Annotated in this window: 16 protein-coding genes, 1 riboswitch and 1 other annotated feature; of the genes, 7 read left to right on the plus strand and 9 right to left on the minus strand. The window is 37.4% G+C overall.

The window, feature by feature from the left end; translation table 11 throughout:
• The first annotated feature begins 360 nt into the window (after positions 1-360).
• Positions 361-669: a hypothetical protein gene (locus ACQKMD_RS06835; protein ID WP_427750589.1), complete on the plus strand. Its 309-nt coding sequence runs from the start codon at positions 361-363 to the stop codon at positions 667-669.
• A gap of 182 nt (positions 670-851) precedes the next feature.
• On the opposite strand, the gene leuS is transcribed toward ACQKMD_RS06835, so the two are convergent.
• From leuS to ACQKMD_RS06855, 4 genes are all read right to left on the minus strand, one after another.
• Positions 852-3266, minus strand: a complete 2415-nt coding sequence (leuS, locus tag ACQKMD_RS06840; protein ID WP_427750590.1) for a leucine--tRNA ligase — start codon at positions 3264-3266, stop codon at positions 852-854.
• Between the two features lie 96 nt (positions 3267-3362).
• Positions 3363-3578, minus strand: a binding site (T-box leader).
• A gap of 223 nt (positions 3579-3801) precedes the next feature.
• Complete coding sequence (locus ACQKMD_RS06845; protein WP_427750592.1) at positions 3802-4458, minus strand: 3-oxoacid CoA-transferase subunit B; 657 nt, start codon at positions 4456-4458, stop codon at positions 3802-3804.
• Between the two features lie 19 nt (positions 4459-4477).
• Complete coding sequence (locus ACQKMD_RS06850; protein WP_427750594.1) at positions 4478-5167, minus strand: CoA transferase subunit A; 690 nt, start codon at positions 5165-5167, stop codon at positions 4478-4480.
• Between the two features lie 127 nt (positions 5168-5294).
• Positions 5295-6473, minus strand: a complete 1179-nt coding sequence (locus tag ACQKMD_RS06855; RefSeq protein WP_427750596.1) for an MDR family MFS transporter — start codon at positions 6471-6473, stop codon at positions 5295-5297.
• A gap of 163 nt (positions 6474-6636) precedes the next feature.
• Here ACQKMD_RS06855 and ACQKMD_RS06860 point away from each other — a divergent pair, with 163 nt between their 5' ends.
• The 4 genes from ACQKMD_RS06860 (at position 6637) to ACQKMD_RS06875 (ending at position 9922) form a co-directional block, all read left to right on the plus strand.
• Positions 6637-7596, plus strand: coding sequence for a TIGR01212 family radical SAM protein (locus ACQKMD_RS06860; RefSeq protein ID WP_427750597.1), 960 nt, complete (start codon positions 6637-6639; stop codon positions 7594-7596).
• Positions 7593-8165: a class I SAM-dependent methyltransferase gene (locus ACQKMD_RS06865; protein WP_427750599.1), complete on the plus strand. Its 573-nt coding sequence runs from the start codon at positions 7593-7595 to the stop codon at positions 8163-8165. The genes ACQKMD_RS06860 and ACQKMD_RS06865 overlap by 4 nt, the downstream gene beginning before the upstream one ends.
• Positions 8166-8310: 145 nt before the next feature.
• On the plus strand, positions 8311-9378 hold the full coding sequence (locus ACQKMD_RS06870) for a type III polyketide synthase (protein ID WP_427750601.1): 1068 nt from the start codon (positions 8311-8313) through the stop codon (positions 9376-9378).
• A gap of 58 nt (positions 9379-9436) precedes the next feature.
• Positions 9437-9922 carry an isoprenylcysteine carboxyl methyltransferase family protein gene (locus ACQKMD_RS06875; protein WP_427750603.1) on the plus strand — a complete coding sequence of 162 codons (486 nt, stop codon included), beginning with the start codon at positions 9437-9439 and terminating at the stop codon, positions 9920-9922.
• Between the two features lie 46 nt (positions 9923-9968).
• On the opposite strand, the gene ACQKMD_RS06880 is transcribed toward ACQKMD_RS06875, so the two are convergent.
• The 4 genes from ACQKMD_RS06880 to ACQKMD_RS06895 all read right to left on the minus strand — a co-directional run bounded on the left by ACQKMD_RS06880 (position 9969) and on the right by ACQKMD_RS06895 (position 15383).
• A complete protein-coding gene (locus ACQKMD_RS06880; RefSeq protein ID WP_427750605.1) occupies positions 9969-10970 on the minus strand; it encodes an LLM class flavin-dependent oxidoreductase in 1002 nt (333 codons plus the stop codon).
• A 93-nt stretch (positions 10971-11063) separates the two neighbouring features.
• On the minus strand, positions 11064-12536 hold the full coding sequence (locus ACQKMD_RS06885; protein ID WP_427750607.1) for an alanine/glycine:cation symporter family protein: 1473 nt from the start codon (positions 12534-12536) through the stop codon (positions 11064-11066).
• 393 nt (positions 12537-12929) lie between these two features.
• Entirely contained in the window at positions 12930-14384 is a 1455-nt protein-coding gene (locus tag ACQKMD_RS06890; protein WP_427750608.1) for an alanine/glycine:cation symporter family protein, read from the minus strand.
• A gap of 201 nt (positions 14385-14585) precedes the next feature.
• Entirely contained in the window at positions 14586-15383 is a 798-nt protein-coding gene (locus ACQKMD_RS06895; RefSeq protein ID WP_427750610.1) for an alpha/beta hydrolase, read from the minus strand.
• 122 nt (positions 15384-15505) lie between these two features.
• On the opposite strand from ACQKMD_RS06895, the gene ACQKMD_RS06900 reads away from it, so the two are divergent.
• The gene (locus ACQKMD_RS06900) at positions 15506-16018 is read left to right on the plus strand and encodes a gamma carbonic anhydrase family protein (RefSeq protein WP_427750612.1); all 513 of its coding nucleotides are present in this window, start codon (positions 15506-15508) and stop codon (positions 16016-16018) included.
• A gap of 173 nt (positions 16019-16191) precedes the next feature.
• On the opposite strand, the gene metK is transcribed toward ACQKMD_RS06900, so the two are convergent.
• Positions 16192-17388, minus strand: a complete 1197-nt coding sequence (metK, locus tag ACQKMD_RS06905; RefSeq protein WP_427750614.1) for a methionine adenosyltransferase — start codon at positions 17386-17388, stop codon at positions 16192-16194.
• A gap of 263 nt (positions 17389-17651) precedes the next feature.
• A riboswitch (SAM riboswitch) is annotated at positions 17652-17770 on the minus strand.
• Between the two features lie 203 nt (positions 17771-17973).
• On the opposite strand from metK, the gene pckA reads away from it, so the two are divergent.
• The gene (gene pckA / locus ACQKMD_RS06910; protein ID WP_427750615.1) at positions 17974-19560 is read left to right on the plus strand and encodes a phosphoenolpyruvate carboxykinase (ATP); all 1587 of its coding nucleotides are present in this window, start codon (positions 17974-17976) and stop codon (positions 19558-19560) included.
• Positions 19561-20368: the final 808 nt, after the last annotated feature.

A 20368-nucleotide genomic window follows, 5' to 3' on the forward strand; every position in this document is an offset into this window, starting at 1 on the left:
AAGGTAATGTATATCACACTTGAATAAACTGCTACGTGTATGATCCGGAGTATATTGCTCAGTTAATTTGTTATATATAATCCATAACAAAAAGATAGGGAAAGCATTGATTAGATGCGCTTTCCCTATCTTTTAAGTAGTTAATCTCAATCTTGGCATCAGTGGATGTAATCGGAAGGAAAAGCTTATTAGAAATTTTCGGTATCGATAAGCATCGCGCAAAAACGGAATCGTTATGGGCATTTTCTATTTCGTCTTGGTGTTGCACTTAATATTACAATTCGTCATGTAAATAAATTTGCAACTAATGTTGTTATCAAACGTATAAAGGGTATCATATTTAATCAGGAGGTAATATATATGTTCTTAATCCCTACAATTATTGCTTTTCTATATGAGTTATTATTAGCTATCCCCATTTTAGGCGGAGCTATTATGATTGGTTCTGGATATTCAGCTTTAACTACTGCGCTCGTTATTCACGTAATAGTTCTTGTCCTACGTTTTGTTACTGGTCACTCAAAAATTGTACCAATTTTAGCGATTATTTTAACTTTACTGACTTGGATTCCTATCCTTGGTTGGGTCATTCACATATTAATCGTTGTTGCTTACTTCATTGATTTTTTCATTGGCCTAGGTAAAGGTTCCGTACAGAGAGATTTTTAAAATACGCAATATAAATACACAGTTTCTTTTTTTAAAATAAAGGCTGTGTATTTTTTTGTAATTGAAGATGAAAATTTAGTACTCCGCACATTATCTAAAAATGAAAAAACCACATCTTCTCTCGCATAATTAAGAGAAGATGTGGTTTATTTGTTATATACCAGAATTAAAAGTGGCGGAGTTTAAATCGCTACAATATTCACAAGTTTCCCAGGAACAGCGATAATTTTTTTAATTTCTTTTCCGGCAATTTGTTCAGCAATTTTTTCATCTGCGAGCGCAATTTCTTGTAAATCTTCACAAGATGCGTCTTTGGATACTAAAATTTTGGCTTTTACTTTACCGTTTACTTGCACTACAACTTCAATTTCGTCGTCAGTTAGTTTCGCCTCATCAAACGTTGGCCATGCATCATAAGTTAATGTTTCTTCTTGACCAAACTTCGCCCATAACTCTTCAGCAATATGTGGAGCAATTGGCGCTAACATTTTAACAAAGCCTTCAGCATAAGCTGTCGGCACGACGTCTGCTTTGTAGCAATCGTTGATGAATACCATCATTTGGGAAATAGCTGTGTTGAAACGGATATGCTCGTAGTTTTCAGTTACTTTTTTCACTGTTTGGTTATACACTTTTTCTAAAGTTGTATCATCTGAAGCTTGGATTTTATCTGATACTGTACCATCTTCGTTGATAAATAGACGCCATATACGATCTAAGAAGCGTCGAGCTCCATCAAGGCCGTTTTCAGACCATGGAATAGATGCTTCAAGTGGGCCCATGAACATTTCGTAAAGACGAAGTGTATCTGCTCCGTGGCTCGCAATGATATCGTCAGGGTTTACTACATTCCCTTTTGATTTAGACATTTTCTCATTACCTTCTCCTAAAATCATCCCTTGGTTGAATAATTTTTGGAAAGGTTCTTTAGTCGGTACAACACCTAGATCATATAATACTTTATGCCAGAAACGAGCATATAGTAAGTGCAGAACAGCGTGTTCTTGACCACCAATGTAAATATCAACTGGTAACCAGCGTTTTAATAACTCTGGATCTGCCAGCATTTCATCATTCGTTGGATCAATGTAACGTAGGAAGTACCAGCTTGAGCCAGCCCATTGTGGCATAGTATTTGTTTCACGACGGCCTTTTTTGCCTGTTACAGGGTCAACTACATTTACCCACTCTTCAATATTCGCAAGTGGTGATTCACCTGTTCCACTTGGGCGGATATCATCTGTTTTAGGTAAAATAAGTGGTAGCTCTGATTCATCAAGCGTTGTTACTTCGCCATCTTCCCAATGGATAACTGGAATTGGCTCGCCCCAATAACGTTGGCGACTAAATAACCAGTCGCGTAGACGATAAGAAATTTTCTTTTCACCGACACCTTTTTCTTCTAACCATTCAATCGCTTTTGCAATGGCTTCTTCTTTACCTAAACCATCAAGGAACCCAGAGTTAATATGTTTTCCTTCTCCAGCGTAAGCTTCTTTTTCTATGTCTCCACCAGCTACAACTTCAACGATTGGTAAATCGAATTGTTTCGCAAATTCATAGTCACGTTCGTCATGAGCAGGTACAGCCATAATTGCACCTGTACCATATGTTGCAAGTACATAGTCAGCAATCCAAATTGGCATCTTTTCGCCATTAATCGGATTAATAGCATAAGCGCCTGTGAATACACCTGTTTTTTCTTTTGCAAGGTCAGTACGTTCAAGGTCTGATTTCATTTTCACTTCGTCTAAGTATGCTTCAACCGCTGCTTTTTGCGCATCTGTTGTAATTTCTGCTACTAGTTTGTGTTCCGGAGCAAGTACTGCATAAGTAGCACCAAATAATGTATCCGGACGTGTTGTGAACACACGGAACGATTGATTTGTACCATCTACCGTGAATACCACTTCTGCACCTTCAGAGCGACCAATCCAGTGACGTTGCATATCTTTAATATTTTCTGGCCAATCAACTTCTTCTAAATCGTCAACTAAACGATCAGCATAAGCAGTAATTTTCAGCATCCATTGTTTCATAGGACGGCGTTCAACAGGGTGTCCGCCACGTTCTGATTTACCATCAATTACTTCTTCATTGGCAAGTACTGTACCAAGTGCTGGGCACCAGTTTACAGCTACTTCATCAATATAAGCTAAGCCTTTTTTATATAGTTGAACAAAAATCCATTGAGTCCATTTATAGTAACTTGGATCTGTTGTATTGATTTCGCGATCCCAGTCATATGAGAAGCCAAGTTCTTGAATTTGACGTTTAAATGTCGCAATATTTTTTGCAGTAAATTCAGCTGGGTCATTACCTGTGTCTAGAGCGTATTGTTCAGCCGGTAGTCCGAATGCATCCCAACCAATTGGGTGAAGGACATTATAGCCTTGCATACGTTTGAAACGACTTAAAATATCTGTTGCTGTATATCCTTCAGGGTGTCCAACATGTAAACCTGCTCCTGATGGATAAGGGAACATATCTAGTGCATAAAATTTTGGCTTTGACTCGTCATTAACAGTTTTAAATGTATTATGTTCTGCCCAATACGATTGCCATTTCTTCTCGATTTCTTGATGATTAAAATTCAATGATTTCTCCTCCTTAAACTAACAAAACAAGTTTCGCCAATTGCATTGTCATAATATTCCTATTCTATAGACAAAACAAAAACTCCCGTCCCTAGAAAAAGGGACGAGAGCTTAAAAAGTTTCCCGCGGTACCACCCAAATTAGTGTATGACACTCAACTTGACTCCTTAACGCGGAAAACGGCTTTGGTTACACTTGTATTCACCATTGCAGACTCCAAGGCGAGTTCAATTTATCCATTTACTAGCTTACACCACCCGCTAGCTCTCTTGAAAATCAAATAAATTTACTATTCCTTATCATAGTCTTGTTATATTGAATCTAATTCTAATCGAATTGAGCGAAAATGACAAGCAATTTTAAAAAACATTTGGAAATAATAGGATTATATTTTCCTAAACGAATACACTCTATTAAATGTATAGGGGCGAGTTCCCTCTATTTAGGTGTGAAGTAAAAGACACCAATTATATAAGTTTTATCAATAAAAAAAGAAAGGTATTTCATATGCCTTTCTTTTTCATATAGAAATACCTTATCTAACAACTACATTTTCTTGCACATTTTCAACGTTTAAATTTGCTCCAGTAGCTGCGACAACTTCTTCTACTGTATATCCTTCAAACACTTCTCTTAGTACCAGTCCTGAAGGTGTTACATCAATGACAGCACGATCAGTAATGATCTTGTCGACAACAGTCTTTCCTGTCAAAGGTAGCTCACAAGCCTTTTTAATCTTAGGCGATCCATCTTTTGCTACATGTTCCATTATAACGATAATTTTCTTGGCACCATGTACTAAGTCCATCGCTCCGCCCATACCTTTAATCATTTTCCCTGGAATCATCCAATTGGCTAAGTCACCAGTTTCAGACACTTCCATTCCACCTAAAATAGCGACATCAATATGTCCCCCGCGGATCATAGCAAAGGATTCGGCATTGCTAAAGAAAGCAGAGCCAGGGATTGTTGTCACCGTTTCTTTCCCTGCATTGATCAGATCAGGATCTACCTCATCCTCTGTCGGATAAGGTCCAATTCCTAACAATCCATTTTCTGATTGTAAAATAACCACTTTATTTGGTGCTATATAATTAGCCACTAATGTTGGCATACCAATTCCTAAATTAACATAATTCCCGTCAGCAATTTCCTGCTCCGCACGGCGTGCAATTATTTCTCTTACATTCATATCTCAAAGTCCCCTTTCTTTAAGAACGAATCATTAAACGTTCAATTCTTTTTTCCTGTTTTGCCTGTACTATGCCTTGGACGTAAATACTCGGTGTTTGAACTTGGTTAGCATCAATATCCCCTGGCTCCACTAGTTCCTCTACCTCAGCAATTGTAAAACGCCCAGCTGCAGCCATGATTGGATTAAAATTTTGTGCTGTTTTGTTATAAATTAAATTACCAAAACGATCTGCCTTAGCTGCCCTGATTAAGGAAAAGTCTGCACGTAATGCTTCCTCTAAAACATATTCCTTACCATCGAATATGCGCGTTTCCTTTCCTTCCGCAACTGGAGTCCCCACTCCCGCAGGTGTATAAAATGCTGGAATCCCTGCTCCTCCTGCACGGATTTTCTCGGCTAGTGTACCTTGAGGTGTCAGTTCTACCTCAATTTCACCAGATAGCACTTGACGCTCGAATTCCTTATTTTCCCCTACATAAGAGCCGATCATTTTCTTTATTTGTTTTTTATGTAGCAAAAGTCCAAGTCCCCAATCATCTACACCACAATTATTTGAAATAATGGTTAGGTCTTTCACTTCTTTTTCAACTAAAGCTAAAATGAGTTGCTCTGGAATACCAACTAAGCCAAATCCACCAACCATAAGCGTCATACCATCTTGAATGTCAGCAATAGCTTCACTTGCAGAAGTATATATAGGCTTCACCTTTCTTACCCCTTTCTTTATTTGAAATTTCTCCCTCTTCTATTTTCGCAAACAAGTATCAAATATTCAAATTCTAGCAAATATATGTATTTATTTAGTATTTTATACAAACAAAAAACTGAGAATCTCAAAGACTCTCAGTTTTTTTATCTTTCAACGGTCGGTCATACATGATGTAAGGTATTATCGCAATCGCAAGGAAAATCGTTAAAACGATAAACATGATATGCATTCCTAGTTGATCAGCCAATACTCCCCCTATGAAGGGTCCGACCATACGACCTATCATCGCTGCACTATTTACAATCCCTTGATAAAATCCATCCCGTCCTTTTGGCGCCAATGCGCTAGCAATTGTAGGAATTGCTGGCCATACGAACATTTCACCAAAAGTTAAAATGATAATCGCGACCATGAACATCTGGAATGATTCTGCAAAGCTCACTACAATAAAGGATATGATGTAAATGGCAATCCCTAACACTAGCTGAGCTTTCATGAGATGTTCCAATTTCTTTACAATCGGATTAATCAGTGGTTGCCCAATTACAATCAGTAAACCATTTACAGTCCAAAGCAAACTATATTGCTTCAATGAAATACCTAAATCTTGTGTATAAGATGAAATTGTTGTCGTCCATTGTGAATAGGCAATCCAACTGAATAGGAAACCTGATGATAATATTAATAGTGCTATAAAAGAGGATTTATCCTTCACGTGTTTACTTTCACTGACAACAGATGTTGGCCCCATTGATTGTTCACCCATTGAACGAAATCCATAAAATGCAATAAAGAAAAATACAATATACATTAATAAATTCGCACTGAATAAATAGTCAAAACTATACGATGCCACGACTCCTGCAAGAGCTGGCCCAATCGCTACTCCTAAGTTTTGAGCTAAGTAAATCGCATTAAATCCACGTCGACCCCCTTCAGGCCAAGCAGTACCTACCATTGCGAACATACTTGGGAATACTACTCCACCGCTAAAACCAATAAGTGTTAAAAACCACACATAATGTGGCCAACCATGCCAAATCGTTAAGCCGATTAGACCTAAAATCGTCACAATAATGCCGAACATTATTGCCTTATAACCGCCATATCGGTCAAATAAATAACCACCTAGTAAATTACCAACAACACCTGCAGCGCTATTTGCCATTAACACAAGTCCTGCCACAGATAGAGATTGCCCTAGATGATCATGCATATAAATTGTATTTAACGGCCATAAAAACGAACTACCTGTAACATTTACAAGCATCCCAATAATTAATAACCAGACACTTTTCGGCATCCCCATACCCCCATTGTTTCGTGTAACTAAATAATTTTATTTCATTTCCACTATTTCAACAACCCCAATAAGCTTTTTTCTATTATTTTTTTCACTTAAACAAAATGATTCGATGTATAGGCCATTCCCATGTTAAAATAGTTCGTTAGAGGAGTGAAAATGCATGACTGAAAATTTATTTCCGTTCCCTTCTGATGGGAAACGTTATTATACATGGAATCGATATTTACGTGACGAGTTTGGTCACAAAGTATATAAAGTAGCTTTGGATGCAGGTTTTGACTGCCCAAACCGTGATGGTACTGTAGCATTTGGTGGATGTACATTTTGTAGTGCAGCTGGCTCGGGAGACTTCGCTGGTGATCGCGTTGACCCAATTCCAGTTCAATTCGAAAAAATTAAACATAAGATGGAGCAAAAATGGAAAAACGGCAAAACGATGGCTTATTTCCAAGCGTATACAAATACACATGCTCCATTACCAATCTTAAAAGAGAAATTTGAGGCAGCTTTAGCCCAAGAAGGTGTTATGGGGATTAGTATTGCTACCCGACCTGATTGCTTACCTGATGATGTCGTTGAATATTTAGCTGAACTTAACGAAAGAACTTATTTATGGGTAGAACTAGGTTTACAAACTGTCCATGAAAAAACAGCGACAATGATTAACCGTGCACATGATTTTGCGACTTATGTTGAAGGCGTCGAAAAATTACGCAAGCATAATATTCGAGTATGTAGTCATATCATTAACGGGTTACCTCTAGAAACAAATAAAATGATGATGGAGACTGCACGAGCTGTCGCTAATCTTGATGTACAAGGGATTAAAATTCATCTACTTCATTTATTAAAAGGTACACCTATGGTTAAACAATACGAAAAAGGTATCCTTGAATTTCTGGATAAGGATGAATATATTAAGCTGGTAGCTGACCAACTAGAAATTATTCCCCCTGAAATGATCGTACACCGAATTACTGGTGACGGACCTATCGACTTAATGATTGGTCCAATGTGGAGTGTTAACAAGTGGGAAGTTTTAAATGGCATTGATGCCGAACTAGAAAGACGAGGTAGCTGGCAAGGGAAGCTTTACAATGCGGAAGTGACAACTAAATGAAACTTCAACGCGTTCTGCAATACACAAAAGCTTTACTAGCAGATACAGTAGTAGTTGGCGATTCTGTTGTTGATGCGACAGCTGGTAATGGTCATGATACAGCCTTTTTAGCAGAGCTTGTAGGTGATACAGGTCATGTCTATGCTTTTGATGTGCAGCAGCAAGCTGTTGACGCAACAAAGTCACGCCTTGCTGAAAGCCAATTAGACAAGCAAGCCACAGTTATTTTAGATGGACATCAAAATGTAAAACAATATGTTTCAGAACCTATTAGAGCAGCTATTTTTAATCTCGGTTATTTACCTGGCAGTGAGCACTCAATTGTCACAAAGCCTGATACTACAATCGAAGCTGTTTCAAACTTACTAGACCTACTACATGTTGGTGGTATGATTATTCTCGTTGTGTATCATGGTCATGAAGGTGGCAAGGATGAGCGCGACAGATTATTAGCCTTTGTTAGTGACCTTCCACAAAAATATGTTCATGTATTACGTTATGAATTTATTAATCAAAAGAATGATCCTCCATTTATCATCGCTCTAGAGAAAATGAAGGACCTACCATAGCCTGACTACCAATTTATTACTTCTATTACCGTTCATTCAGGTAATAGAAGTCTTTTTTCAACTCATTCCCTTTAAAAAATACATGAATAAAAGGTATTACACATAGTGATACTAATAACATTCTATATTAATAAGGAGAATCAGTATGCCAAAAATCCATGCAGTTAGTACATATAATCCTCCGTTTAAATTAGTACAAACTCAAGCTGAGCATTTTGTTCGTACTCTTTTTTCACAAAAAATAACTCAACTCGAGCGCTATCTAAAAGTTTTTGAAAATGGTGAAATTCTTAATCGCCATCTTACTATGCCAATTGATTGGTATAAACAAGATCATGATTTCGCTGAACGTAATCGACTTTACATTGAGCATGCTGTCTCTTTTGGCGTTACTGCTATTGAGCGATGTTTAGAAAAAGCTGGTGGGGTAAGTACGAAGGATATTGATGCGATTGTATTTATCTCTAGTACTGGTATTTCCACGCCAAGTATTGATGCTCGAATTATGAACAAACTCCCTTTTTCTGAGCATGTTGTACGGATCCCTATTTGGGGCTTAGGTTGTGGCGGTGGTGCCGCAGGAATTAGTCGGGCTAATGACTACTGTATTGCCCATCCTGCAGCAAAAGTTTTAGTACTATGTATTGAGCTATGTAGCCTTACCTTCCAGGCTAATGATTTTACTAAAAGTAACCTTATTGGCACATCCCTTTTTGGAGATGGTGTCGCTTGTGCACTCGTTTGTGGCGATGCTGTCATGGCGCCTTCTCGTCAACCACTACCCGCTATTCAAGCTACCGCTTCCAAATGGCTTCCAGACTCAGAAGATGTCATGGGATGGGCTGTTGAAAATACAGGCTTTCACGTCATTTTCGCCAAAAGCATTCCAAGCGTTATCGAAAACTGGCTAGCACCTTTTGTAGGAGAATTTTTGCAAGCTAATAAAACAGGACTGTCAAACCTCAATCATTTCGTAGCACATCCAGGTGGAAAAAAAGTATTGGCTGCTTATGAAACGGCTTTACAAATAGATTCGCAATTACTCATACCAAGTAAAACTATATTGCAGGAACATGGCAATATGTCTTCACCTACTGTTTTATATGTACTAGAAAAAACAATGACAGAATATGCTAACAAAGGAGATATCGGTTTAATGGCCGCTCTTGGTCCTGGCTTTAGTGGAGAATTATTACTCTTAGAATGGAAGTGATGACTTGCTATTTACTATTGTCTTCACCCTAATTTGTATACAGCGTTTGGGTGAATTAATGGTTGCACGGTCAAATGAGCGATATCAAAAAGACAAAGGAGCTATTGAAGCTGGGCAGGGACACTACCCTCTTATCGTGATGTTGCATACTCTCTTTTTATGTAGCCTACTCGTTGAATATTTATGGTTCAAACCTTCACTGAGCCCGCTCTGGCCTTTTCTACTAATAGCTTTTTTAACACTACAATTTGCACGTGTTTGGGCTATTCAATCACTTGGTCGTTTTTGGAATACCAAAATTATTATTTTACCAGGTGCCAAACTTGTAAAACAGGGACCGTATAAATGGATGCCACATCCAAATTACGCCATTGTTGCACTTGAAATCGCCATCATACCTCTTATTTTCCAGGAATATTTTACGGCTATTCTTTTTACGTTGCTTAATTATGGCATGATGCTTATACGTATTCCGATAGAAGAAGAGGCACTATCACAATATAGCAATCACCCTTCTAATGAATCTGATAAGATTTCTAGTTAATAAAAATAACCTCTACATAGCTAAATTGGCTAAGTAGAGGTTATTTTTATAGTATTTCCTTTGCAATTAATTCAAAGGATTTTAATTTGTCTTCAAAATTGTAAGCAATCGTTACAAGCATTACTTCTTCTGTTTGGTATACTTCTGCTAAGTTTTCAATTTGTTCTTTCACTTGTTGAGGATTTCCTACAATTAATCTTTTACGGAATTCTTCAATACTTTGCAAATCATAGATTGTATATGGATAATTCATAGCTATTTCAATAGACGGCGTTCCAGCAGATGGCTTACCATGTGCTAAACGGAGCATAGATAGTTCCTTTGATGATGCAATTCTCTTAGCATCTTCTTCATTTTCTGCACAAACAACAAAAACTGCAACTGCTTGTTTTGGCTGTTGCAAATATTTAGATGGCTTAAAGCGATCTCTATATGCCTTTGCATACGATGCGCCACCATCACCATTTATAAATTGGGCAAACATATATGGTAGGCCCTTTTCCGCAGCTAGATATGCTGAATTAGCACTTGAACCAAGCATCCAAACAGGTGGTGCACTGTTGGCTACTGGCGTTGCTTTTAAACCTTGGAATGGATGACCTTTTGGTACTGCATCATGCAAATACATAAGTAAATTATCAATCTGTGTAGGGAACTGATTGACATCACGAAAATTCCCATCTTGTAAAGCTTGGGTTGCACGCGGCATACCACCTGGCGCTCTGCCCATCCCCGCATCAATGCGCCCTGGGTATAAGGCTTCTAATAACTTAAAATTCTCAGCAACTTTATACGCTGAATAATGAGGTAGCATGACACCACCTGAACCAACTCGAATGCTTTTTGTTACTGACGCTAAATGAGCTATTAGTATTTCAGGCGATGAACCCGCTAAAGTTGTTGTGTCATGATGTTCTGAAACCCAGAATCTTGAATAACCCCATTCCTCTGCTTTCTGCGCTAAAAACGTTGTTTGTTGCAACGCCTCCATAGCATTGGAACCTTCAGAAATGGGTGACTGGTCTAAAATACTTAATCGAATGTCCAAAAGATCGCCTCCTAGCTAAAGAGTAACGAAACTTATTATATAACACCAATAAAAAGTACTAAGGGATATGAAACACCCTTAGTACTTGAAATGTTATTTTGATTTTTTATTTTTATTGTATTTAACCCAGAAGTCTGCATTCTTTATACCTAATGGTTCTGGATTAAACACAGGATCTTTTCCTTGTTTTTTCTGAACTTCATAGTCTTTTAATGCAAGTAAAGCCGGCTTCATAACGAATAGAATCCCTATGACGTTTACCCAAACCATTAATCCTAACCCTACATCACCTAGAGCCCATGCTATTGTAGAAGTTTTCACGGTACCATAGAACACTGCCGCTAAGAATACAAATTTCATGATCCAAATCCATACCTTCTCGGTCTTTCCTTTAAACAGATAGGATATATTAGTTTCTGCGATATAGTAATACGCCATTACGGTTGTAAAGGCAAAGAAGAATAACGCTATGGCTACAAACCCTGAACCGAAGCCAGGTAAAGCTGAGTCCACTGCGTATTGTGTATACGCCGCCCCAGCCTCAATATTAGATGCCACGATCCCTTTACCGAAGTCACCTTGATGAAGGAATGTTGCATTCGCTTCATCATAAACATTAAAGGTTCCTGTAAATAAAATCATAAATGCTGTTGCTGAACATACTAATAACGTATCAATGTAGACGGAAGCCGCTTGCACAATACCTTGTTTAGCTGGGTGAGATACTTCTGCTGCTGCTGCAGGGTGGGCTCCTGTACCTTGGCCCGCTTCATTGGAGTAAATACCACGTTTGACCCCCCAGGCGATCGCTGCCCCAATAATACCACCAAAGGTAGAGTCCAAAGCAAAGGCATTCGCAAAGATTAATTTAAACACTGCTGGTACTTCAGAAATATTCATAAAAATAATCACTATTGCCATTAAGATATAAGCAATCGCCATAAAAGGAACGACATATTGCGCTACTTTTGCAATTGATTTAATACCACCAATAATAATAATTGCTAATAAAACAACTATGATAAGTCCTGAAACCCACATTTTAATCCCAAAAGCACTTTCCATTGCACCTGCAATTGCATTAGTTTGTACACCCGGCATTAAAACTGCCATTGCTATTAATGCACTAATCGCGAAAATTACACCAAAACTTTTTTTGCCTAAGCCTTTTTCAATATAGAAAGCTGGACCTCCACGATATTGATCATCTTTTTCTTCCTTATAAATTTGAGCGAGTGTCGATTCAACGTAAGCTGTCGCAGCTCCAATAAAAGCGATAGCCCACATCCAAAATACTGCACCTGGACCGCCAAATGCGATAGCTGTAGCTGTACCTGCAATATTACCTGTACCTACTCGACCGGATAACGCAATCGACATTGCTTGGAATGAAGATATACCTTTTTCCGACTTTTCACCTTTGAACATAAGAACACACATGTCTTTTATCAATCTAACTTGTAAAAATCGTGTAATAATTGAGAAAAATAAACCTACAGCGAGTATGCCGTAAATCATCCATGGCCCCCATAAAAAGTCATTCAGAAACGAAACTAAACTCTCCATACATTCCCCCCTTTATTTTTCAGCGATGCGGTGTTTCCCCTATTAGGTGAAAGGAATATGAAATCCCCCAAATAACACTAGTGAAAGATATGTGTCATGTTCTGCTAGATAGCTAAAATTTCATAAACCGTAAACCAATATATGTGTTAAATATCAGAAAAATCCGAATTGTGCGCATTATTATTTAAGTAAAGTGTTTTTCCTTTTAATCTTAAAATCTATATTTTTCCAGAAAGCATAAAGTAATGATTATTACTTGTGCTTTAGCTACTATAATAATTCCTAACAAAAGAAGCGCCCCTTAAGTCATTTTCTGACAAAGAGACGCTCCTATATTAAAATGAATATAAATCTTCATTAAACGGAAAAATCATTCAAATATTAGATGAACACTTAAGTTCTTTCCTTATTTTTTTGTTCCCAGAAATCAGCATTTTTGATACCTAATTTGATAGGATCAAATTGAGGATCAATCCCCTGCTTTTTCTGCTCTTCGTAATCTTTTAATGCAATAAGAGATGGTTTCACCAAGAACAATAGCGCGATAATGTTCACCCAAACCATTAGACCAAGACCAATGTCACCTAACACCCAAGCTAAATCAGATGTTCGAACGGCTCCATAAAAAGTCGTGGCAATGATAATAATTTGTACGACGCGTATGCCCACTTTCTGCCGCTTCCCTTCAAACATATAAGCAACATTCGTTTCAGCAATGTAGTAGTAGGCCATTGTAGTTGTAAAAGCAAAGAAGAATAATGCAATGGCTACAAAGCCAGAACCTACCCCAGCACCGGGAAATGCATTATCCACCGCAGCTTGAGTATAAGCTGTCCCCGCTATAATCCCTGGTGCATTTTCAACTAAATATTCACCTTTCCCATCATCAAGCTGAACATTGTACATACCTGAGAATAGGATCATGAATGCTGTAGCTGTACAAACTAAAAATACTGCTAAGTATACAGACGCTGTTTGAACTAGACCTTGTTTTACTGGGTGAGATATTTCCGCTGCTGCAGCTGGGTGAGGACCCGTACCTTGTCCCGCTTCACTTGCATAGACACCACGTTTTACTCCCCATGCTATTGCAGCACCAATCATCCCACCAAAAGTCGAGTCGAGACCAAATGCACTTCGAATAATTAAAGAAAGTACTTCGGGTACTTTTTCAATATTTACAACAATGACAATAGCCGCTACAAGAAGATACCCTAACGCCATAAACGGTACGATAAAAGAAGCTACTGAGGCTATACGTTTTACACCACCGAAAATAATAGCACCTAAAATAATACATACGACTACACCTGAAATCCAGTGCTCTATGCCAAATGCAGTATACATCGAGTCAGCAATGGCATTTGATTGTACGGTTGGTTGTAGAAACGACATTGCCACAACTGCTGCTACAGCAAAAATCATTCCTAACCAACGCTTCCCTGTACTTTTCTCAATATAAAATGCAGGACCACCTCGGTAAACACCGTTTCTTTTCTCTTTATATATTTGTGCTAATGTTGATTCTACATAAGCTGTTGCAGATCCTATGAAGGCAATTACCCACATCCAGAAAATCGCACCCGGTCCACCAAAAGCTATTGCTGTTGCAGTACCCGCGATATTACCTGTCCCAACACGACCAGATAATGCCATAGACAGTGCTTGGAAAGAGGACACACCCGCTTCAGATTCTTTTCCACTGAAGATTTGTTTAAACATATCTTTCAATAAACGAACTTGTACACCTTTTGTTAATATAGTAAATAATAATCCAACTAGCAGAATACCGTAAATCATCCACGGTCCCCATAAAATCCCATAAACACTGGTAATAATGGCTTCCATCTATTGTCCCCCATTGATCATAATAAATTATTCTTCGAAATTGCCCATTTCTAATAAAGGAAGAATTCATTCTATCGAAATAGCAATTGTTATGTATTATATATCAAAACCATCAAATTTGAAATATCCCTAATGTGTTATAAGACAATTGAAATCGGTTACAATATAAAAAGACGGAATTCCGTAAAATTCCGTCAAACTTTATATGATGTAGCCAACTGATTTCAATGCATTAAAGATAAAACTCTCCATATATGCATAAATATCCTCGCGTTCAGGTTCTTGGTATAAATCATGATAACAAGCTTTCCATTCTTTATATTGATATTCTGATAGACTTTGTTGCGAAATCCATTTTTTGCTATATGTTACATCCGCTATTTTATCGTTACCACCATTCATTAATAAAATAGGGATATTGGGAAATACCGTTTGTTGTGATATCCCCTTCATGAAACCATGAAGTTCGCGATACCAATTGACAGTAATGACATCATTATAATAAATATCGTCTTTTTCCTCTTTATAAAATTCATAACTTCTTGTTAAGTGCTTTATATTAATTTCATGATTGATTTTTAGATTGCCAGTTAGTTTACTTAAACCTGTTAATGCATTTGATAATTTTGATGGTTGGTGTTTTAAATGCATCCAAGGTGACGTTAATATAATCCCTGTACATTCATACTTAAATTTTTCAACAACATGGATTCCTAAAATAGCGCCTAAACCATGTCCTACTACAAATACAGGTAAGTTATACGTTAAAGCCGCTTGCATTAGTTGTTTAACAAATGTTTCGTAACTTTTAAACTCTTCACTATGCACACTTTTATGTCTACTCTCCTCTCCATGTCCAGGTAAATCTCCTGAAATAACATGAATACCAGACGTTCTTAAGTTTTCAATTAGCCATGCATATCGACGATGATGTTCGTATGCACTATGTATAATTACAGCGACGGCTCTTGCTTGGCCGTCAGTTTCCCATTTCCACATTACTATCTCACCTCATAAATTCCTATCTTATATTTTAACGTATTCTTACTATAACTGTTCCATTCATGTCTTCCTTTTGTTACGATAATAATACATAATAACTTGAAATGAGGCATTTTTCGATGATTTATCCATTCAGAGACAAAAAACCATCTATTGACCCATCCGCTTTTGTCGGCGATAACGTTATTATCACTGGCGATGTTACTATAGGACCTGATTCTTCTATTTTTTATAATACGGTTATCCGTGGAGATGTTTCTCCTACAATTATAGGACGCAAAGTAAATATCCAAGATTTATGTTGTTTACATCAAAGTCCTGCATATCCACTTATCTTAGAAGACGATGTGACAATTGGACATCAAGTAACATTACATAGCTGTACTGTAAAAAAAGGCGCTCTTGTTGGGATGGCTTCAATTATCCTAGATGGTGCTGAAATTGGTGAAGGCGCATTTATTGGTGCCGGCAGTCTCGTTTCACAAGGTAAGATAATCCCTCCTAACACATTAGTATTTGGACGCCCTGCAAAGGTTATTCGCGAGTTAACTGAAGAAGATAAAAAAGATATGGATCGCATTGTGAATGAGTATTATGAAAAAGGACAATATTATAAATCACTACAAAAATAACTAAATCTAGAAGCCTGAGTATCGTTTTTCATACGATTTCTCAGGTTTTTTTAATTTCTTATTGTGAGTTTCTTCTATATAAAAACAAAAAATATCCCAAGCTACATTTGATTACTAAAATAATCAATATGTAACTCGGGATATTTAGTATTATTGGGATTTTCCAGAATGAATTAAAGTCCAGCTTTATCTTTTAAAACGGTAGCTTTATCTGTAGCTTCCCATGGAACATTCAAATCTGTACGGCCGAAATGGCCATAAGCAGCTGTTTGTTTGTAGATAGGGCGGCGTAAATCAAGCATTTTAATAATGCCTGCTGGGCGTAAATCAAATAATTCACGAACCCACTCAACCAAATCTGCTTCTTTCACTTTACCAGTACCGAAAGTATCGATTGCAATTGAAACTGGTTGTGCAACACCAATCGCATAAGCAAGTTGTACTTCACAACGCTCGGCAAGTTCAGCTGCTACAATATTTTTTGCAACATAACGCGCCGCATAAGCTGCAGAACGATCCACCTTAGTCGCATCCTTACCAGAGAATGCACCGCCACCATGGCGAGCGTATCCACCGTAAGTATCTACGATAATTTTGCGTCCTGTTAACCCTGCGTCACCTTTTGGTCCACCAATTACAAAGCGACCAGTTGGGTTGATAAAGTATTTTGTGTTCTCATCAAGTAATTCAGTAGGAACAACCGGAGCAATTACGCACGCTTGTAAATCTTCTTTAATTTGCTCTAATGTCACTTCTGGATCATGCTGAGTTGAAATAACGATTGTGTCAACGCGAACAGGATGATTATTTTCATCATATTCAATTGTCACTTGAGTTTTACCATCCGGACGTAAATAAGCTAACTCTTGTGTTTTACGAACTTCTGATAATCGACGAGCTAATTTATGTGCCAAGCTAATAGGTAAAGGCATTAACTCAGGTGTTTCATTACAAGCGAATCCAAACATTAAACCTTGGTCACCAGCACCAATTGCTTCAATGTCTTCATCTGTCATTGAACCTTCACGTGCTTCAAGAGCTTGGTCAACACCCAATGCGATATCAGCTGACTGCTCACCGATTGCTGTTAAAACAGCAACGTTTTCACCGTCAAAGCCATATTTACCACGCGTATAGCCGATTTCCATTACCGTTTCACGAACGATTTTAGGAATATCAACATAAGTTGATGTTGTAATCTCTCCTGCTACTAATACAAGACCAGTTGTTACTGTAGTTTCACACGCAACACGTGCATTCGGGTCTTTTGAAACGATTTCATCTAAAATGGCATCCGAAATTTGATCACAAATTTTATCTGGATGTCCTTCTGTTACACTCTCTGATGTAAACAGTCGACGGTTTGTCATTTGGTTTCCTCCTATTATCTGCGAGATTGCCTCGGAAATGATACGGTACTCATTACCCATGTTAGTTCTTTCCAGTAGGATTGAACACCAAGCCGTTGCTGCTTTTAACACGAGGATTCTAGAAAGTGCCACTATATATAAATAGAACCGCATAAATTACATATACTTATCAAAAATTTAGGAATTGGTCTATTTTAGATAAAAAAACCCTTCCACCCATTATTACTAATGAGTGGAAGGGAATAATTCATAAGCACCTTTCACTCTTATCGTTCAAGGATAAAATCCTTGCATCAGATTAAGCACCAGCGCATCACATAAAAACACAATGCAGGTTGCCGGGTTTCATAGGGCCTGACCCTCCACCAGCTCGGGATAAGAGTATCCGTTCAATTTCACATATTAGAACATTATAGCTTAGTTGTCAACATCTTTTTTATTTCTTAAAAAAAAGTACAATTTTCATAAAAATTATATTGCAATTAGTATAGATTATTTAACTAAATGTGTTATACTAATTTCGAAAATGAAATATAAATCCCCTCTAACAAGAGAAATAATATAAAAAGGATGGTACGTAAAACGATGAATTCAGTAGAAATTACGAATGAACTGAAGGAATTATTGAAAGGTGAAAATATTCTGGAACAACTTTCAGTACCACAATTAACAGAAAAAGCTTCTTCACGCGGTGAAGCAATCTTAACTGTTGATGGTGCTGTAAGAGCAGTCACAGGAAAATATACAGGTCGTTCTCCTAAAGATAAATATATGGTTGAAGAAGAAAGTTCGAAAGATAAAATTGATTGGGGTAAAGTAAATAGACCAATCTCATCGGATATCTTCGATTCATTGTACACTAAAGTAGTTAACTACTTGAAAGAAAAAGAAGAATTATTTGTATTTAACGGTTTTGCAGGTGCAGATACATCATCTCGTTTAGCTATTCGAGTAGTAAATGAATACGCTTGGCATAACCTATTTGCACATCAATTATTCATTCGTCCTACTGAAGCAGAGCTAGAAACACATGAAGCTGACTTCACAATCGTTTCTGCTCCAACTTTCAAAGCGGACCCGGCAGTAGATGGAACTGATTCTGAAACTTTCATTATCGTTTCTCTTGAAAAACGCATCATCCTAATTGGCGGAACTGAATACGCTGGTGAGATGAAAAAATCGATTTTCAGTATCATGAACTACTTATTACCACAACAAGGTATTCTTTCAATGCACTGTTCAGCAAACGTTGGTGAAGCAGGCGATGTAGCACTATTCTTCGGTTTATCTGGAACAGGTAAAACAACTTTATCTGCAGATGCAGACCGTAAATTAATCGGCGATGATGAGCATGGTTGGTCTGACAACGGTGTATTCAATATCGAAGGTGGATGCTATGCTAAAACTATCAACCTTTCTAAAGAGAAAGAACCTGAAATTTACAATGCTATCAGTTTTGGTACTGTACTAGAAAACGTAGTAATTGATGAAGAAACACGTATTCCAAATTACGACGATGGTTCGCTAACGGAAAATACCCGTGTTGCTTACCCAATTCAAAATATCGAAAACATTGTTGATCCATCTGTTGCAGGTCATACAAAAACAATCATCTTCTTAACTGCAGATGCATTTGGCGTATTGCCTCCAATCAGTAAATTAACAAAAGAGCAAGCAATGTATCACTTCTTAAGTGGTTTCACATCTAAATTGGCAGGTACTGAACGCGGTGTTACTTCACCTGAACCAGTATTCTCAACATGCTTCGGTTCTCCATTCCTACCACTTCCGGCAACAGTATATGCTGAAATGTTAGGTAACAAGATCGATGAACACAAAGTAAACGTATTCTTAGTAAACACTGGTTGGACTGGTGGAGAATATGGCGTTGGTAACCGTATGAAACTTTCTTATACTCGTTCAATGGTTCGTGCCGCAATCGATGGTAAATTAAATAACGTCTCCACTGAAAAAGATGCTATCTTCGGTCTAGAAATACCTGTAGCTGTTGAAGGTGTTCCAACTGAAGTATTAAATCCACGTAACGCATGGAAAGATAAAGAAGCTTATGATCAAAAAGCTTCTGCTCTTGCTGACATGTTCCGAGAAAACTTCAAAAAATTCGGTGTTGTATCAGAAGATATCGTGAAAAACGGCGGTCCTATCGCTTAATTCAACTAATAAATTAGAAAAGACTACTCTTTGAGTGGTCTTTTTATTTTAGAATATATATAAATAGATACGACCGTTGATTTCCGCTACGGTGGACGCTTTCCGCGGGCGGGCGCCACCTCCGCTCAAATCAACTACACATGTAATAAAAACAAAATTTTTGAGGTAATGGAGAATGGTGACGTGAAAAAATAATCCTGAAAGAGATCAAATTGAAATGACTTGATCAACTACCTCAAGAATATCTTATGAGAAAAATTGAGGATGTGGTGAACAACCTCTAAAAAAAGTGTCCAATGAAAGCGATGCTTACTTTTGCTACTGAGAATTTAAAGAACTCGCCAATTGTACTTGGCAAAGGTCAAAAATGGCATAAAAGTTAATATTCGAAGAGTATTTTATCTAAGGCTATATCTAACTTGATTGTTGATTTCATTCAAATTAAAAAGCGTATTCGAAATATAAATCGAATACGTTTCTTGTTTTGAATAGCGAATAATTAATAAGAGCCCCCCAAAATTACACAAACGCATTAATTAGCCCTAACACCATATTCAAAATAATAAAAATTATAATAATTGTAATGATACGATCCACTTTAAGAACATTTACTTCTTTATCTTTATATCGCTCATAAAAAATCCATAAAACAATTAATCCTATTAAATAAATTAGATTAAATGATAAATATACAACCTTAAAAATAGTCAACTTGAATAGTCTACACTTAGTTGGACAGTAAAATTAAGGGCAAGTAGAATAATAGATAACAAGAAGGAGAATCTACTATGTCCAGTAAAAGAAGAAC

The organism is Viridibacillus sp. NPDC096237 (assembly GCF_050278625.1).
GTDB lineage: Bacteria > Bacillota > Bacilli > Bacillales_A > Planococcaceae > Viridibacillus.

What these genes read in the sequence shown, in the direction of transcription:
- ACQKMD_RS06875 (WP_427750603.1), top strand. Translation starts at nt 9,437, where the DNA reads ATGGTTGCACGGTCAAATGAGCGATATCAAAAAGACAAAGGAGCTATT.
- ACQKMD_RS06890 (WP_427750608.1), bottom strand. Translation starts at nt 14,384, where the DNA reads ATGGAAGCCATTATTACCAGTGTTTATGGGATTTTATGGGGACCGTGG.
- ACQKMD_RS06900 (WP_427750612.1), top strand. Translation starts at nt 15,506, where the DNA reads ATGATTTATCCATTCAGAGACAAAAAACCATCTATTGACCCATCCGCT.
- metK (WP_427750614.1), bottom strand. Translation starts at nt 17,388, where the DNA reads ATGACAAACCGTCGACTGTTTACATCAGAGAGTGTAACAGAAGGACAT.
- ACQKMD_RS06870 (WP_427750601.1), top strand. Translation starts at nt 8,311, where the DNA reads ATGCCAAAAATCCATGCAGTTAGTACATATAATCCTCCGTTTAAATTA.
- pckA (WP_427750615.1), top strand. Translation starts at nt 17,974, where the DNA reads ATGAATTCAGTAGAAATTACGAATGAACTGAAGGAATTATTGAAAGGT.
- ACQKMD_RS06895 (WP_427750610.1), bottom strand. Translation starts at nt 15,383, where the DNA reads ATGTGGAAATGGGAAACTGACGGCCAAGCAAGAGCCGTCGCTGTAATT.
- ACQKMD_RS06885 (WP_427750607.1), bottom strand. Translation starts at nt 12,536, where the DNA reads ATGGAGAGTTTAGTTTCGTTTCTGAATGACTTTTTATGGGGGCCATGG.
- ACQKMD_RS06835 (WP_427750589.1), top strand. Translation starts at nt 361, where the DNA reads ATGTTCTTAATCCCTACAATTATTGCTTTTCTATATGAGTTATTATTA.
- ACQKMD_RS06855 (WP_427750596.1), bottom strand. Translation starts at nt 6,473, where the DNA reads ATGCCGAAAAGTGTCTGGTTATTAATTATTGGGATGCTTGTAAATGTT.
- ACQKMD_RS06860 (WP_427750597.1), top strand. Translation starts at nt 6,637, where the DNA reads ATGACTGAAAATTTATTTCCGTTCCCTTCTGATGGGAAACGTTATTAT.
- ACQKMD_RS06865 (WP_427750599.1), top strand. Translation starts at nt 7,593, where the DNA reads ATGAAACTTCAACGCGTTCTGCAATACACAAAAGCTTTACTAGCAGAT.
- ACQKMD_RS06845 (WP_427750592.1), bottom strand. Translation starts at nt 4,458, where the DNA reads ATGAATGTAAGAGAAATAATTGCACGCCGTGCGGAGCAGGAAATTGCT.